The organism is Gemmatimonadaceae bacterium (genome assembly GCA_036504815.1).
Taxonomy (GTDB): Bacteria; Gemmatimonadota; Gemmatimonadetes; order Gemmatimonadales; family Gemmatimonadaceae; genus PNKL01.
In genome coordinates this window covers 1-15,722 of record DASXUN010000009.1, presented here as the reverse complement: position 1 = coordinate 15,722, position 15,722 = coordinate 1, and the positions used below count along the sequence as shown (strand labels likewise).

The window sequence follows — 15,722 nt, the reverse complement described above, 5'->3', positions numbered from 1 at the left end:
GACCTCCCTCCTCGTTCCGACCCCCCTCGCCCCTCGCCAGACCTCCACCTCCTCCCCGTTCCGTCAATCGAACACGCACAGCACATCCTCCCCCCCATCCACATTCGGCACCACCACCTCGATGCGGCCGTTCCGCCAGTTGGCCACCATCACGCTCGAGTAGTAGTCGCCCGGATCGTAGTACTCCAGCCAGAGGGTGCGGTCGTCATACTCGTACGTCCCCGCGTAGGCACGGGTCCACTCGTAGAACTGTCCCGTCCCGCTCCACTCGCGCACCTCCACCAGCAGCGCGTATGAGCCGTCGCGACGCAGGGTGAGCGAACCGCGAGTCACTTCCAGGCGCGGGCTTCCCGGCAGGCTGCCGCCACTCACGATCGTGGGCACCGGGCGGTTGTTGGCGTACGCGAGGTAGTACGTGCCGCGATCCCAGTACGGCGAGAACGGATCGTCGTAGCAGGCGCCCAGCGTCAGCGTGGTCGCGGCGATCGGCACCACGCGCTTCAGCGCGCGTTTCACACCAGTCAGTGTCATACGGCCTCCAGGATTGAGGACAGCCTCGCGGCCTCTGACCCTGAAGGGAGCAACGATAGTGCCACGCCGCCTCGCCCTGAGACGGCCGATTTGTGTCACCTGCGGGTGACAAGGCGTGTCGTTTCGATCCCGGCCGCCCACTCCACTGCCTTTTCGATCATGGGGCCGGCGATGAAGAGCCGCTTCATCGAATGCGCCGCCAGCGGGATCACCACGCGGCGCGTTTCGGGACGCTCGGCGAGCAGCAGCGAGTCCACGCTGCGGAGCCGGTCGTTCGCGCCGCGCACGATTGCCACGCGCAAGTCGCCGCGAATGGCGTGCAGCACCGAGTCGATGGCGAAGCTCCCCGGCTCGGTCGGCTCGCCGAACGCGAGATCGGCCGCCGTGATCCTCAGGTGGCCGCGCGACCCGGGCGACAGCGCCACCACGCCGCGCAGCCGCGGCGGCGGACGGTCGGCCACCATATACAGCGCCACTTCCGCCCCCACGGAATGCCCCGCGACGACGACCGGCAGCGTGCTGTCTCCCAGCTCGCGCTCGGCGCGCGATATCAGATCCGCCATCGCCTCGCGAAACGCGCGCGCCCTCTCCGGCGCCGACTCGCGCGGACGCGTGGCGAGCCAGGCCCGCAGGTCGAATCCCACCACGTCCACGCCGCGTCCGGCGAGCGACACCGCCAGTCGTTGCTGCGCCCCCCAGAACCCCAGGTCGTTGCCGAAGAACCAGAGGAAGGCGCGCGCGCGGTCGGCGCGATAGATGCGAATAGGCGCCGCGCGCAGCACCGGGTCGCGGGCAAAGTAGTTCGGCGCGGCCCCGCCCTCGTCCCGGAACTCCCACGCGACGATGCCGGCGACGATGGTCACCAGAAGCACAATCGAAACGGCCACTCGCACGCCCCACCGCCGACGCCAACGCGACGTCGTGTCGCCCGCGGTCGTGCCGTCGCTCGCCGGCCCTTCACGCTTTGCGTGCATTATCCCGGCGGCCACCCCTGCGCGCGGCCGCCCAGCAGGTGCGCATGCAAGTGAAAGACCGTCTGTCCCGCCTCGGCGTTCGTGTTGATCACCACGCGATACCCGCGCTCGGCGATCCCCTCACGCGTCGCGAGGTCGCGCGCAAAGGCCAGCACCCGCCCCGCGATCATCGGATCGTCCATCTGGTTGAGCGATGGCACGTGCACCTTGGGAATGACCAGGATATGCGTCGGCGCCTGCGGATTGATGTCGCGAAAGGCGAGACAATGCTCGTCTTCGGCCACGATGTTCGCCGGAATCTCGCGCGCGATGATCTTGCAGAACAAACAGGACATCAAGCCTCCAGTTGTATTAGCTCGCGGAGCGCGCAGAGGTTCCGTCTCGTGGAAGATCGAAGTCGAGAGCGCGGTAAGCACACCACTCGTCCCTCGTCCCCACTCTCCTCCCCCGTCCCTACGCCCCCAGTCTCGTCCCCGTTCCGCCCGCGGCTTAGCCTCGCACCGCTCTTGCAACAGCCACCGCCGCCACCCCCGCCGTCTCGAATCTCAAAAGCGACGATCCCAGCGACGCCTTCTTGAATCCCGCCGCGACGAATGTCTCCAGCTCGGCCGGTTCGATCCCGCCTTCCGGGCCGAGGACGATGGTCACCGGCAGTTGCATATCGCCCTGCAACAGCGGCACGATCGGCTCGCCATCCTGCGCGAGCATCAGCCGCACCCCCTCGGGGGCGGCGGCGATGCACGTCTCGACCGTCGCGTCCGGATACGGCAGCGGCAGCCAGGCGCCGCCCGATTGCTCGAGCGCCGATGCCATCCGCGCGCGCAGGCGCTGCTGGAAGGTGGGCCCCTCGCCGCGCGGCGAGACCGAGCGCGAGCGCTTGAACAGCACCGGCCGCCAACTCGACGCCGCCAGCTCGGTGCTCTTCTCGGCGAGCCACAGCATCCGCTCGCGATCGGCAATCGGCACGATCAGGTGCACCGGCGGATACGGCTCGGTGAAGACGCATTCGTCCACGTGCACGGTGGCGTTGCGCTTGGCGATGCGCAGCACCGTCCCCGTGCCGCGCGATCCCTGCCCGTCGGCCAGCCGCACGCGCGTCCCCGCCTCGAGCCGCAGCACCCGCATGTGATGCGCGGCGTCTTCGCCGAGTGTAAGGCTGGCATCTGTAGCCAGTTGGTCGGTTGTTATGAAAGTTGGGAGTGACAAGAGAGTGATGGCGGATGGCAGATGGCGGATGGCAGATGGCGGATGGCAGATGGGCGGCACGGCGAATCGTCGCGCCTCGTCTCATAAACTTGCCGCGCCAACCCCCAGACAGCAAAAGGGCCCCGCTGAATGCGAAGCCCCGTCCCCCCTCGCCCACCCCCACCCTCGTCCCTACGCCCCCAGTCCCCTCCCCGTTCCGCTCCGTTGCACCACCCCCGCCCACCACTCCCCCTCACTCGTCTCCGCCGCCAGCGTCCATCCCCCCTCCGCCTCGAGCGCCGCGAGCACGCCATCGCGTTCCGCCACGAGAATGCCGCTGAAGATCGCCGCGCCGCCCGCCGGAATCGCCGCGCCGATGATCGGGAGCAGCTCGATGATCACCGACGAGAGGATGTTGGCCAGCACCACGCGCACCGGGGCGACGAGCGGCAGCAGCACCGCCGCGTCGCCCTCGATCACGGTCACGCGATCGGCCACGCCGTTGGCCGCGACGTTCTGCTCGGCGTTCGCGATGGCGTCGTGATCGAGCTCGATGGCGGCAATGCGCCGCGCCCCCAGCTTGGCCGCGGCGATGGCCAGCACCGCCGAGCCCGCGCCGAGGTCGGCCACGGCATCGCCGTCGCGAATGACGCCGGGCATCAGGCGCACCACGCAGCGCGTCGTCTCGTGCTCGCCCGTGCCGAATGCCATCTCCGGCTCGATCACCACCGTGCGCGCCGGATCGAGCGGCGCCGCCAGCCACGGCGGCGCGATCGTGATCGCGCCCAGGTCGTGCGCCGTGATGCGCGATCGCCACGCCACGCTCCAGTCCACGTCCGGCAGCACGTCGATGTCCACGACGCCCGCCGGATCCACCGCGCGCACCGCCGTCACGAACGCGTCGAGCAGCGCGCTCGCCCCGTGCGCGTCGAGCACCGTCACCAGCGCCTCGCCGTCCTCCTGCAACCCCTGCGCGCCCGCCTCGAACAGCACGGCGCTCACAGAGTCGCGCAGGGCCGCGTTGCTGGGGGTGATGGAGAGGCGGGTCAGTGACATGACAGACGATTGAGGATTGGGAATTCGGAATGGGATTCAGGAATTCGATAAAGGAATGCGATTGGCGATGCAAGCAGATGAGGTGAGTGATCGAAGTTCGGAGCGCCGCCGTAATCGCCAATCGCCATCCGAATTCGAATTCCTGAATCCAATTCCGAATTCCATATCCTCAATCAGCAGTTCAAGCGCCCAGCACTTCCCTCATCTTCTCCCAGAACCCCTTCTCCCTCGCCACCGGCGGCTGTTCCTGCACCTCGTGCAGCTTGCGAATGAGCTTCTCTTCTTCGGCCGTCATCTCCTTCGGCGTCCACACCTGCACGCGCACCTGCAGGTCGCCGGTGCCCGTCGCGTTCACGCGCGGCAGGCCGCGGCCGCGCAGCACGAACACCTGTCCGCTCTGCGTGCCCGCGGGCACGCGCAGGCTCAGCGGCCCCAGCACGCCGGGCACTTCGATGTCGGCGCCCAGCACCGCCTGCGGGTACGTCACCAGCACCTCGGTGTAGAGATCCTCGCCGTCGCGCTCGAACCGGTCGTCGTCCTTCACCTCGAAGAGCACGATCACGTCGCCGCGCGGACCGCCGCGCACGCCGCTGTTCCCCACGCCGCGCAGGTGCATGTACTGCCCGCTCGCCACGCCGGCCGGGATCTTCAGCGGAATCTCGTGCTCGCCGCGCTGGCGCCCCTCGCCGCGGCACGCCTTGCAGGGACGCTCGATCATCGTCCCCTCGCCGCCGCATGTCGGGCACGGCGCCACGCTCACGAAGTTGCCGAAGAACGACCGCTGCGCGCGCCGCACCTCGCCCTGGCCGCCGCACGTCACGCACCGCGTCGGCTTCGTGCCTGGCTCCGCCCCCGCCCCGCCGCACTTCTCGCACGGGTCGAGCAGCTTGAGCTTCACGATCTTGTCCACGCCCGTCGCCACTTCGGCCAGCGTGAGCTTCACGTCCACCTTCACATCCGCGCCCGCGCTCGGCCCCGTCTGCGGACGCTGTCCGCCGCCGCCGAAGAAATCGGCAAAGCCGAAATCGCGCATGAAGATGTTCAGGGCTTCGGAAAGGTCGACGTGATGGAATCCGCCCGCGCCGCCCCCGGCGCCACGAAGTCCCGCTTCGCCATACCGGTCGTACGCGGCGCGCTTCTGCGGGTCCTTGAGCACGTCGTACGCCTCCGTCACGGCCTTGAACGTCTCCTCCGCGTCCTTGGAGCCGCCGTTCCGGTCGGGATGATGCTTCATCGCGAGCTTGCGATACGCCTGCTTGATGTCGTCGTCGCTCGCGCCGCGATCAACGCCGAGCACCTGGTAGAAATCAGCCATTCCGATGCGCCATCCTCAGTCTGAGTCCATCGCGGCGGCGAGACCGGCTCACGAGCCGATGGATCGCCGCACCTCGTGATACACATCCGCGTACAGCCGGGCCACCCGCTCGGGCTGCCAGCGCCGCTCCGCCGCTGCTCGTGCCGAAGCGCCCAGCGCCGCGCGCCGCGCCCGGTCCGACAGCACCCACTCGATCCCCGTGGCCAGCGCGCCGGCATCCTGCGGCCCCGCAAGATAGCCAGTCTCGCAATGCGCGACGACCTCGGACAGCCCGCCCACGCGCGACGCCACCACGGGAGTCCCGCACGCCATCGCTTCGCAGGCCGTCTGCCCCAGCGCCTCCTGGCGCGACGGCACGACCATCACGTCGGCCGCCGCATAGTGCAGGCGAAGCGATGCGTCGTCGCGCAGCGCCCCCGCGTAGTGCACCGGAAACTCCACGCGCGGCGCGTCCGTCGGCTGGTCCTGCCCGAAGACCACGAGATGGAAATCGCCGCCGCCAATGCGCGCCTCGCGCCGCAGGCGCGTCAGCGCGTCGAGCAGCACATCGCCGCCCTTGCGCCGGTCGGCCAGGCCGCCAATCGCGCCAAACAGGATGATCGGCACGTCGGCCGGCAGTCCAAGCCGCGCGCGCGCCTCACCCTGCTCCATCGGCGCGTACGCGGCGAGATCAATGGGATACGGAATCACCGACACGGGCCAATGACGCATCAGCGCGCTCCGATCCACCCGATCCGCCATCCACTGGCTGGTGCAGACCAGGTGCATCGGCCGCCGCCAGGCGCGCTGCTTGCGCTGCCACGTCCACCGATTGAGATCGGGGCCTCGCTCGTACGACGGTCGGTTGACGGCCGTGTAGCCGTCGGCAAATCGCCGGTCGTCGCTGTACGTCTCGGCGCCGCAGATTGGCCACATGTCGTGCAGCGTCCAGACGATGGGCTGGCGCAGCGCGCCAATCTCCTCCACCGACAGCACGTCGCGCCCCAGCCAATGCAGGTGCAGCAGATCCGCGTCGCTGCGGGCGAGCTCCGCGCCGAATCCGGTGGACGGCCACGCGATCGCATGGAAGGCGTCGCTGGTGGTGGCAAAGCGCCGCGTCCGCCAACGATGCAGGTGGTAGCGCACGCTGCGCCGCAGCCGCGAGCGCGCCGCGGCCCCGTCCGCAATGGTGTCGTCCGCCGACGACTTCACGGCAACCTGCATCCGCGACGAGATCCCCAGCGCCGCCGCATGGTCCACCAGCGCGCGATGAATGCGGTAGCTCGCGCGCGATGCGCCGCCCATCACGTCCGCATAGGCCACGTGCAGCACCGAGAGCGGCGTCATCCCACCACCCGCCGCCATGCCTTGCGCGGATAATGCAGCGGATCGCGCACCGCCGTCATCACGCGCGTCGCGAGCCAGTGCCACTGCGACCGCGCGCGCCGCCGCTCCGTGCCGTGGAAGTGATGCTCGAACGTATACGCATCGGCCGCGGCGTCGCGCGTCACCCTCACCGGGTGTTTCAGCGGGAGAATCCCCTGCACCGGCGACTGCGCCGTGTACGCCGCGTTCGGCGTGTTGGTCGCCGTCGCGCCGAAGCCGACGTTCAGCACGAGATTCCGGTTGGGCAGCGCCGTCAGTCCGCCGTGCCGCACGCACGCGAAGATCCACTGATAGTCCCACGTGTCCGGAATCCCTTCAGCGCGCAACCGGTCCCACACGTCGCTCCAGTACTGCGCCTCGTCGGCGTCGTCGAACGTCTCCTTCAGGCGGCCCGATGTCTTCATCTCGGGCCAGGCCGTGAGATCCACGTCGTAGTGCCGCCAGGCGCGGCGCCACGTGGCCCAGCCCCAGACGTGGATGTAGCGACTGAAGTAGTAGCTGCCGTCGCCGCGCCACGCGCCGTCCTGAAAGTTGTCGCCGCTGATGCACCACACCCGCTCGTCGTCGCGATAGCGCTCGAGCAATTCGGCGCAGTACCCGAAGAAATCGGCGTGCGGCACGCAGTCGTCCTCGACGATGATCCCCTCGTCGACCTGGCTGAAGAACCAGTCGATGGCGCCGCTCACGCCGCGGCGACAGCCCAGGTTGGTGTCGCGATACAATCGCTGCACCTCGCACGGCCAGTCGATCGCGCGGTCGATCAGCGCGCGACAGGCGCGCACGCCCTGCGCATCGGCGGTATTGCCGGGGCGCGGACCGTCGCACGCCACGTAGAGCCGCGTCGGCGCCGCGGCGCGCATGGCGTCGAGCACCTGCCGCGTCGTCTCCGGCCGGCGCCACGCCACGAGCAGAACCGGAACGTCGAAGCTCATCGCACGCCTTACCGCAGCACGTCGGCCACGAGCTGCGACGCGTGCCGCACCACCGCGATCACCTTCTCGTACGGCATCCGCGTGGGGCCGATCACCCCGATCACGCCGCTTAGCGCCCCGGCGCGATACTCGGCGGTCACGACGGTCAGTCCGCCGAACAGCGCGTTGTCGTGTTCGGCGCCGATGGTGATCGACAAGCCGCCCGCCTGCGCGCGCTGCCGTAGCAGCGTCGCCAGCTGCGTCTGCTTGTCGGTGAGCGCGATCAGCTTGCGCATCGCCTCGCCGCTCGCGAACTCCGGCTTGTCGGCCAGCACCGACGCCTGCCCCAGCACGACGCTCTCCTCGGTGGAAGCGGGAATGTCGAAGAGCGAATTCCCCTCCTGCACGAAGATGTTGAGCAGCTCGCCGCTCTCGACGCTCGTGTACACGTCGCGCAGGCGCATCCCTAGCGACTGGCGAATGTCGGCCAGCGACATTCCGGCGAGCCGCTCATTCAGGACGAGTTGCACTTCCATCAGCACCGTGTCGGCCATCTCGCCGCGCACTTCAATGAAGACCGTGCGCACCGTCCCGCCCTGCAGCGTCAGCACCAGGAGCAGCTTCTCCCCCGACACGCGCACCAGTTCGAGCCGCTGCAGCACGATCTGATCGAGCCGCGGGCCGATGGCGACGCCCAGTTCCTGCGTGAGCACGCCAAGCGATTGCGCCGCGCGGCGCAGGATCGATTCGATGGCCGAACTCCCCTGCGCGATACCGCCGACCAGCCGTTCACGATCGGCCGGCGCGAGTTCGGTGACCCGCATCAGCGAATCGACGTACACGCGATACGCCTTGTCCGTCGGGACGCGCCCCGCCGAGGTGTGCGGATGCGACAGGAATCCCTTTTCCTCGAGATCCGCCATCGTGTTGCGGATCGTCGCCGGCGATACCCCCAGCCGGAACCGGCGCGTCAGCGCGCGTGACCCCGCAGGCTCGGCGGTTTCCACATATGACCGGATGACCGCTTCAAGGACCTGCCGTTCGCGTTCGGAAAGCTCGACGGTCGACATAAGTTCAATGAATACAATGACTTCAGCGCTTTGTCAACTTAGTGGCTAACGCTCGCATGCTGGTCGACGCGCTCGGCGGACTAGGGATTTGTGATTGCGGGGCGCCTCGGAAGCTCGTCCCGCGAATACTCGAGCGCCAAAGGCGCGAGAATTTCGCGGGACGAGTCCCTTGGCCCCACGTGCCCCCCTCGGTTAGGAACGGGCGAGCGACGTCGCCAGCGCGTCCATTCGAAGCCAGCCGAGTGGGGTGAGCGCCAGCCGATCCTCCTCGCGACGGGCCCACCCCGCGGCGATCCACGGCTCGGCGAGCCTGAACTCCTGCTCCGTCGCGCGCAGCCCGCGCGCCGTCCGCAGTCCCAGATAAATGCGTTCCGCTTCCAGCTCCGCCGGCCAGAGCGTTTCGTCCCCTTCGATGGGATCCACCGCACGCTCCACCAGATCCAGCCAGCGCGCGTATTCGCGGGCGTTCCACCGGCGGACCTCGCCGTCGTAGCCGTGCGCGGACGGACCAATCCCGAGGTAGGACGCCCCCGTCCAGTAGGCCGAGTTGTGGATGGAGGCCGCCCCCGGGCGGGCGTAGTTGGAGACTTCATAATGATGGAAACCGGCGGCTCCCAGCCGCCGGTCGGCCTCCAGAAACTCCGCCTCGTATCGCTCCTCGCTGGCGCCGGCCACCCGCCCGTAGTCGGTCCACCGCCCCAGCGGCGTGTGTGGTTCGACCGTCAGTCCGTAGACCGAAAGGTGCCCCGGATCGAGCGAAATCGCCGATTCGAGGTCGCGGGTCCAGTCGCGATTCAGAGAATCGGGGAGGGCGAAGATCAGGTCGAGGGAGAGCCGGCCGATCCCCTCGCCGTTCAGAATTTTGACAGCTTCGGCGACCTGCTCCACCGTGTGCGTCCGGTGCATCCAGGCCAGCACCTCGGGGTCAAACGACTGCACACCCAGCGAGACGCGGTTGACTCCCGCCTCGCGCCAGGCGCGAACGACGGCGGGATTGATGTCCTCCGGGTTCGTCTCGACCGTCACCTCGCCCAGCTGCGTGAGTTGCTGTCCCGAGACCGTGGAAATCAGTTTTGTGATGTCGCCGACGCCGGCTTCCAGCTTGGACGGAGTTCCGCCGCCGAGGTAGACTGACAAGAGCGGTCCGCTCGACGGCCCGACCCCCCGTGTTACCAGTTCTGCCTTAATGGCGTCTATGAAGCGCGACACCGGAACCTGCCGCCGGACGGCGATGGAGAAGTCGCAGTACGAGCAGCGCCTGGCACAGAACGGCACGTGGATGTAGACGTGCGGTGGGCAGGCGACCAGGGAATGCGGACCGGTCTTCAGTATTGGCTCAGGCATCAGCTCAAGCCCTCGAGTGCGAAGCGGGACGACCGGATCAGGACGGGCAGGTGCGGCGTGGGGCAGGACGACGCCCACGCAGTCGGCGGGGCAGGCAAGCCGGCAAAACCTCCAAAACCACCAGAAACGACTCGATGAGAATCACTTAAAGTGATTTCGCAAATAGCTATTTTATAGCGACTTACAATCTATACCTAGAATCTACGTGAGCCGTAGCTGATCTCCATCCGACCAGACCGACGGCACCGCGAATGACTCGTTGGAGCACCGCCCAAACCTCGCAGACTCAGCCCCGCCGAGGTCGGCAGCCGAGCCACCCCGCTCCGCGCTCCCTGCCCTCGGTCCTGCCTCCCGAACCAGGACGCCACCAGCCCCGCTAAACTGTTTAGTTCTTAGACACCCCTGCCCGTCCGGCCCACGTACCTCAGATCCGCCGACTGACCCGGCCGTCCGAGCCCAACCAGACCATCCCCTTCAGTTCGAGCGAAGTCAGCACCACGCCGGCTTGCCTTACTGGCAGTCGGCTGTTTATTGCCACCTCGTCCACATAAGCGCCGCCGGAGGGGACCCCGGCCAGCACGTCGGCCTCGATGGGCTCCAGATCGGAAGCCGGCGGGAGGGTCGACGCGTGCACACCCATCAGGGCGAGGGCGTCGTCCACCGTGCAGATCACCTGCCCGCCGGCCCCCAGCAGCCAGTTCGAACCGGCGCTTTGCGGGCTGTCGATCGGCCCCGGCACGGCGGCCACCGCCCGTCCGAGCCCCAGGGCCTGCTCTACCGTGTTCATCGCCCCCGACTTATGCGGCGCCTCAACCACGATCACCAATCGCGCCAGCGCGGCGATTAGGCGATTCCTGAGCGGAAATGACCCCTGATGGGCCGTCGATCCAGGCTCCTGTTCGGCGATCACCAGCCCCGCCGAGGCGATGGCCTCGTGGAGGGCGCGGTGCCCGGCCGGGTACGGCACGTCCACCCCCGTCCCCAGTACCGCGATCGTCCGCCCCCCGCCCCGCAGCGCCCCTCGGTGCGCCGCCGCATCGATCCCCCGAGCCAGCCCCGACACCACCGGCACCCCCGCCGCCGCGAACGCGTACCCGAGGCCCTCCGCCACCCGTTCCCCATATGGTGTGGAGGCGCGGGTGCCGACGATCGCGACCAGTCCCGCGGGTGCCGCCAGAAGGTCGGCGTTCCCGATCAAGTGCAGCTGCGCCGGCGGCCTGGCGAGATCGCTAAGCGAGCGGGGCCAGCGATCATCGCTCGGTGTCAGTACGCGGATCGCGAACGCCACGCGTCCCCCCAAGAATGTTGTGGGCTGAGGAGGGCAACCCCGTCCCCCTCGGGCGCGGCTCGGGGGCTCGGCGTCGCGAATACTTGAGGGCCGCAGGCCCGAAAATTTCGCGAGGACGAGCCTCCGAGTCGCGCCGCCCCTCGCTAGACGGACCCTGCCCGCTTCAGTTCCAGCAACTTCGTCCACCAGGCACGCTTGAGGTCGTCGAGCCCCATCCGCCCCGGCGCCGAGATCGAGTAGACCCCGAACGCCCCCTGCGTCTCTAGCTCCGGCGTCATCTGCTCGCCCCAGAGATCCAACTTCGTAAACACCACGCAGTGCGGTTTCGCGGCCAATTCGGGCGAGTATGCAATGATCTCTGCCCGAAGTTTGTCGTACTCCTCTTGCCACTCGAGGCTGTCGATCGGGATCAGGAAGGCGAGAACCCGCGTCCGTTCGATGTGCCGCAGGAACTGCAGCCCCAGCCCCTTCCCCTCGTGCGCCCCCTCGATGATGCCGGGGATGTCGGCCACCACGAACGTCCGGTGATCGCTCAGCTGCACCACGCCCAGGTTGGGCTGCAGGGTGGTGAACGGATAATCGGCGATCTTCGGGCGGGCGGCCGAGACCACGCTCAGCAGGGTCGATTTCCCCGCGTTCGGCTGGCCCACGAGCCCCACGTCGGCGATCAGCTTGAGTTCGAGCTCCAGGTTGCGGCAGACGCCTTCCTCTCCCGGCTGCCACTCGCGTGGCGACTGGTGGGTGGCGGTGACGAAGAAGGCATTCCCCTTGCCGCCGCGCCCGCCCTTGGCGACGGTGATTTCCTGGCCGTGCTCGAGCACTTCGCCCAGCACTTCGCCCGTGTCGGCGTCCTTGATGACCGTCCCCACCGGAACCGGCATCGTCTCGTCCTTCCCCGAGCGCCCCGTCTTGTTGGCGCCCATCCCGTGCTCGCCGCGCTCGGCTTTCCAGTGGTCGCGGTAGGTGTAGTCGAGGAGGGTGCCGAGGTTGGTGTCGCCGCGGACGATGATATCGCCGCCGCGCCCGCCGTCGCCGCCGTCGGGCCCGCCCATGGGGACGAACTTCTCTCGGCGGAAGCTGGTGCACCCGCTGCCGCCGGTGCCGGCTTCGACTCGGACCGTGACTCTATCAATGAACATTCGGTTCCCTGGTTCGCTCGTTCGTTCGTTCGCTTGCGGGGCTCAGCGATGGGTCTCAAAAACACGAAATTTTCGGGGCGCCGCGCGCCCCTCAAGTATTCGTGTTTTTGAGACCCATCGCTTCGCCTCGCGGCTTCGTGGTGACCGCCCCCCTCACTCCCACCCCCGCACCATACCCGTCACCCCTCACCAAGCCCCCGCACCCCGCCCCCCTCACTGCCCCCGCACCTTCAGCCATAGCCCTCGAGCTCGCTCCAAATTCGCCCCCTCAACCACCCCCTCCAGCGCATCCAGGGCGAAGCCTATCACCGAGTCTGGCACACTCACATTCCGTGAGCCGTGCAAGTGCGAATGCAGCTGTCTGTCCTGCCCCGACGCCACGCACGCCGCGACGATGCAGAGTTCCCGCCGCCCGAGATCGAGCCCCGGCCGGCTCAGCACCTTGCCGTATCCCTCCACGATCATCCAGTGGTCGAGCTCCGGATGCAACGCGACGATATTGTGCCGCAGCTTGTCGTAGAACTTGCCGTACACGCGAGCGCAGGTCGCCTCGCCCTCGGCGAGAAACTGTGGCGAAATCTCGTCCCCCGTCCCCAATCCCGTCCCCCGTCCCTTAGCCCCTACCCCCTCCCCGTTCCGTAACGCCCTTCTCCACTCTCTCATCGCATTCAAAGCTCTCGGAAACCCGCAGAACAAATATGACTGCAGAATCAGCTCCTCCACCCAGAGCGGTGGCGTCGCCGCATCCATCGTCTCCCGCAGCGCCGCGCGCACGTCCAGTTCCGAGCCGCCGGCGATGCGCGCCGACAGGCGGACCAGCGCGCGCGACGCCGCGTCGAGGGTGAGAATAGGTGGTGGAGTGGCGCCATCCGTCATCGAAACAATCCACCCGGTAGCGGGTAAACGCAGCAGGGTCGCCAGACGAGAAATCAGGGGAAGAAGGCCCCCGCACCCTGTCTCTCGCGCCCCCTCCTCCTTAAGATACATCATCACCACCAGAGCTGACCGACCCAATGCATATGAATCGACTGACGACGCTATCCCTGATCGCCCTGCTGACCGCCGCCGCCTGCGGCGGTGACAAGGTGAAGCCCGATGGCGATTCCGCCGATGCCGCCCTGTCGCCCGAGCAGCGGGAGATCAAGCAGGCCGAGGAGTACCGCAAGCGCCAGGCCGCCTTCGCCGACTCCGTGCTCGGCAGCGCCAAGAGCGTGAGCGAAGTCGCCAAGAACTACGGCCCCAACGTGCAGGTGGGGAGCGTGCAGATGCGCGACTCGCTGCTCAAGTACGTCCAGGCGAGCCCGCAGTGCTTCAAGAACGGCCGCGAGATCGATCCGTACCTCGCCGGCACGGCCACGTTCTACATCCACATGAGCGTCGTCGGCTCCGACGTCGTCCGCGTGCAGACCAGCCAGTGGACCTCCCAGGCCGGCACCGTCGTCGACAAGTGCTTCAACGAGCTGACGCCCAAGTGGAAGTTCCCGATGGGAATGGCGAAGCAGGGACAGTATCTGCTACAAGTACAGTTCAAGTAGGAGAAGACGACAGAGTACGACGGAATAGCACAGCGTACGACAGAGGCGCCAGCGAATCTCTCGCGGCGCCTCTGTCGCACTCTGTCGCACTCTGTCGCACTCTGTCGTATTCTGTCGCATTCCGCCCCTAAGCCATTCTCAGCTCCCCAACAACTTCTCCCCTCGTATTCTTTATCGCCTTCCTCGCATACCGCGCGAGCGCCGGCGGGAGTTCGGGGAGCACGTCGAGCTGCTGCAGCATCGCCACCACCGCGGCGTGCTGGGCGCGGATGGCGCCGTCTTCCACCTTCACCGCAAAGCCGATGCGCCGCTCGGGGATCATCACCGTGTGCACGCCCTCGGCGCCGACCTTCGCGATCACTCGCCCCGCCGTCTCCTGCAGGATGACGGTGTCGAACCGATCGGTGCCGCCCAGCAGGTGCGGGTGCGCGCGGATGGCCGCGGCGATGCACGCCGGCACTTCCTCGCCCGCTGCGATGGCCGCGCCCAGGCGCGCGTAGGCGAGCGCCATCCGGTCGAGCGGGAGGATCATCACCGCCGCGCCGCAGCCGTCCACCGCCACGCCCATGTCGTCCAGCGGCACGCCGCTCCAGCACGCCACCTCGCCCACGCACGAGCGCTGCACCTGATGCTCGATGCGCTGATAGCCGTGCGTCGGCCACCCCATCGTGACGGCGCGCGCGAGCATCGCCGAGTGCTTGCCCGAACAATTGTTGTGCAGGCGGGTGAGCGGCTGACCGCTCTCGCGCCAGAGCCGCGCGCCGCGTGCCGAGAGCGGCTCGTGCGGACCGCAGGCCAGGTCGCCCTCCTCGAGGCCAATGGAGCCGAGCATACGCGCGGCGATGGCCAAGTGCTCCGGCTCGCCGCCGTGCGACGCGCAGGCGAGCGCCAGCTCCTCGGAACCCCATCCCAGCCTGTCGAAGCCGCCCGAGACGAGGAGCGGCATCACCTGGAACGGCTTGGCGCATGAGCGCCAGGCGGTGACGAGGTGCGGATCGCGCGCGCCCGCGACGAGCTCATCGCCCTCGACCACCGCGGCGTGCACGCGATGGCGCGACTCCACGGTATCGCCGCGGGTGACTTCGACGTCGAGGGTGAGCTGGCGCATCCCGCAATCTAATCGGCCCGCGCGACGGGCCAGAGGCGTCGCGTGGGACGCGGCCGCGCTGCTTCGGGGGAGCGTCCCGACGAAATTCTCGGGTCTTCGAGCGCGCGCTGCCGCGCGCGCCGTCTATGACCCTCCAGTATTCGCCGTGCCGCTCCCCCGAAGCATCGCGGCGATCCGTGGGGACGGCGGAACCGACTAGAAGCCACGCGAGAAGCGTCTCAGCCACGGCGGCGGATCGCAATTGTCACCGAAAGAGGTCGGCGTGCGAGCCGGTTCGAACGAAGACGATCCGCTCGACATTCCAGCCACGTTTCCGAATGCGGCGGAAGTCCCGCTTGAACTGACCCGTGAACGCCGGTTGCCGGGCGCTACCCATCGGCCTCAAGCCGCGCGCGAAGCGACCTAACGTCGCGCGCTGTAGAGAGACCGCGCGCCGTTTCGGCGTCACGCATCGCCCGGCGCGTCGTCGCGTTCGGCAGGGCGACGTCAAAGGGGATTGCCCGGCGGCGCACGATCTGCTCGTAGTACAGCGTGATCGCTGTCGTCGCGGAAAGTCCGAGCTTCTCGAGCACTCGCTCGGCGCGGTTCTTCAACTGGGGCGCCACACGGGCGCGTACGGTCGCCGACTTCGCCATGGATTGCTCCGCATGCGGGATCCACGCAAGTTGTAGCCCGTATGGGCTACAAGCAATCCCTGGCAATGTCGCGACGCGCGATGCCGCGCGAATCGATCGGTGTCGTACCATGGCGGACGATACGAGCGGCTGCGCGACTGAATGTCACCGAAAGTACGCGCCCCGTGGCGAAGCAGCGCCATGCCGCGCTCCCTCTCCGCGCTGACCAGCGCCGATCCGGAGGTCCAGTTCAGCGAATAATGTCGGGGCCTTGGGCGCGCGCGGCG

General features: G+C 68.1%; 16 protein-coding genes. 1 reads left to right on the top strand and 15 read right to left on the bottom strand.

Annotated elements, in window-relative coordinates; translation table 11 throughout:
- Positions 1-63: 63 nt before the first annotated feature.
- The 13 genes from VGJ96_04185 to VGJ96_04125 all read right to left on the bottom strand — a co-directional run bounded on the left by VGJ96_04185 (position 64) and on the right by VGJ96_04125 (position 13,054).
- Entirely contained in the window at positions 64-531 is a 468-nt protein-coding gene (locus VGJ96_04185) for a hypothetical protein (GenBank protein HEY3286303.1), read from the bottom strand.
- A gap of 95 nt (positions 532-626) precedes the next feature.
- Positions 627-1,505, bottom strand: a complete 879-nt coding sequence (locus VGJ96_04180) for an alpha/beta fold hydrolase (GenBank protein HEY3286302.1) — start codon at positions 1,503-1,505, stop codon at positions 627-629.
- Positions 1,505-1,840, bottom strand: a complete 336-nt coding sequence (locus VGJ96_04175) for a histidine triad nucleotide-binding protein (protein HEY3286301.1) — start codon at positions 1,838-1,840, stop codon at positions 1,505-1,507. The genes VGJ96_04180 and VGJ96_04175 overlap by 1 nt, the downstream gene beginning before the upstream one ends.
- 154 nt (positions 1,841-1,994) lie before the next feature.
- Entirely contained in the window at positions 1,995-2,771 is a 777-nt protein-coding gene (locus VGJ96_04170; protein ID HEY3286300.1) for an RsmE family RNA methyltransferase, read from the bottom strand.
- Between the two features lie 111 nt (positions 2,772-2,882).
- Complete coding sequence (locus VGJ96_04165; protein ID HEY3286299.1) at positions 2,883-3,746, bottom strand: 50S ribosomal protein L11 methyltransferase; 864 nt, start codon at positions 3,744-3,746, stop codon at positions 2,883-2,885.
- 181 nt (positions 3,747-3,927) lie between these two features.
- Entirely contained in the window at positions 3,928-5,061 is a 1,134-nt protein-coding gene (gene dnaJ / locus VGJ96_04160; GenBank protein ID HEY3286298.1) for a molecular chaperone DnaJ, read from the bottom strand.
- A gap of 48 nt (positions 5,062-5,109) precedes the next feature.
- Positions 5,110-6,405: a glycosyltransferase gene (locus tag VGJ96_04155; protein ID HEY3286297.1), complete on the bottom strand. Its 1,296-nt coding sequence runs from the start codon at positions 6,403-6,405 to the stop codon at positions 5,110-5,112.
- Positions 6,384-7,358, bottom strand: coding sequence for a hypothetical protein (locus VGJ96_04150; GenBank protein HEY3286296.1), 975 nt, complete (start codon positions 7,356-7,358; stop codon positions 6,384-6,386). The genes VGJ96_04155 and VGJ96_04150 overlap by 22 nt, the downstream gene beginning before the upstream one ends.
- 8 nt (positions 7,359-7,366) lie before the next feature.
- Entirely contained in the window at positions 7,367-8,407 is a 1,041-nt protein-coding gene (gene hrcA / locus VGJ96_04145; protein ID HEY3286295.1) for a heat-inducible transcriptional repressor HrcA, read from the bottom strand.
- A gap of 192 nt (positions 8,408-8,599) precedes the next feature.
- Positions 8,600-9,640: a coproporphyrinogen-III oxidase family protein gene (locus VGJ96_04140; GenBank protein HEY3286294.1), complete on the bottom strand. Its 1,041-nt coding sequence runs from the start codon at positions 9,638-9,640 to the stop codon at positions 8,600-8,602.
- Positions 9,641-10,175: 535 nt separating this feature from the next.
- Entirely contained in the window at positions 10,176-11,039 is an 864-nt protein-coding gene (dprA, locus tag VGJ96_04135; protein HEY3286293.1) for a DNA-processing protein DprA, read from the bottom strand.
- A 143-nt stretch (positions 11,040-11,182) separates the two neighbouring features.
- Positions 11,183-12,178 carry a GTPase ObgE gene (obgE, locus tag VGJ96_04130; GenBank protein HEY3286292.1) on the bottom strand — a complete coding sequence of 332 codons (996 nt, stop codon included), beginning with the start codon at positions 12,176-12,178 and terminating at the stop codon, positions 11,183-11,185.
- A gap of 213 nt (positions 12,179-12,391) precedes the next feature.
- Positions 12,392-13,054 (bottom strand): carboxymuconolactone decarboxylase family protein, encoded by a 663-nt coding sequence (locus VGJ96_04125; GenBank protein ID HEY3286291.1) that lies wholly within the window; start codon positions 13,052-13,054, stop codon positions 12,392-12,394.
- A 143-nt stretch (positions 13,055-13,197) separates the two neighbouring features.
- On the opposite strand from VGJ96_04125, the gene VGJ96_04120 reads away from it, so the two are divergent.
- Complete coding sequence (locus VGJ96_04120) at positions 13,198-13,713, top strand: hypothetical protein (GenBank protein ID HEY3286290.1); 516 nt, start codon at positions 13,198-13,200, stop codon at positions 13,711-13,713.
- A gap of 127 nt (positions 13,714-13,840) precedes the next feature.
- On the opposite strand, the gene VGJ96_04115 is transcribed toward VGJ96_04120, so the two are convergent.
- Positions 13,841-14,821 (bottom strand): asparaginase, encoded by a 981-nt coding sequence (locus VGJ96_04115; protein HEY3286289.1) that lies wholly within the window; start codon positions 14,819-14,821, stop codon positions 13,841-13,843.
- A gap of 368 nt (positions 14,822-15,189) precedes the next feature.
- On the bottom strand, positions 15,190-15,456 hold the full coding sequence (locus tag VGJ96_04110; protein ID HEY3286288.1) for a type II toxin-antitoxin system RelB/DinJ family antitoxin: 267 nt from the start codon (positions 15,454-15,456) through the stop codon (positions 15,190-15,192).
- Positions 15,457-15,722: the final 266 nt, after the last annotated feature.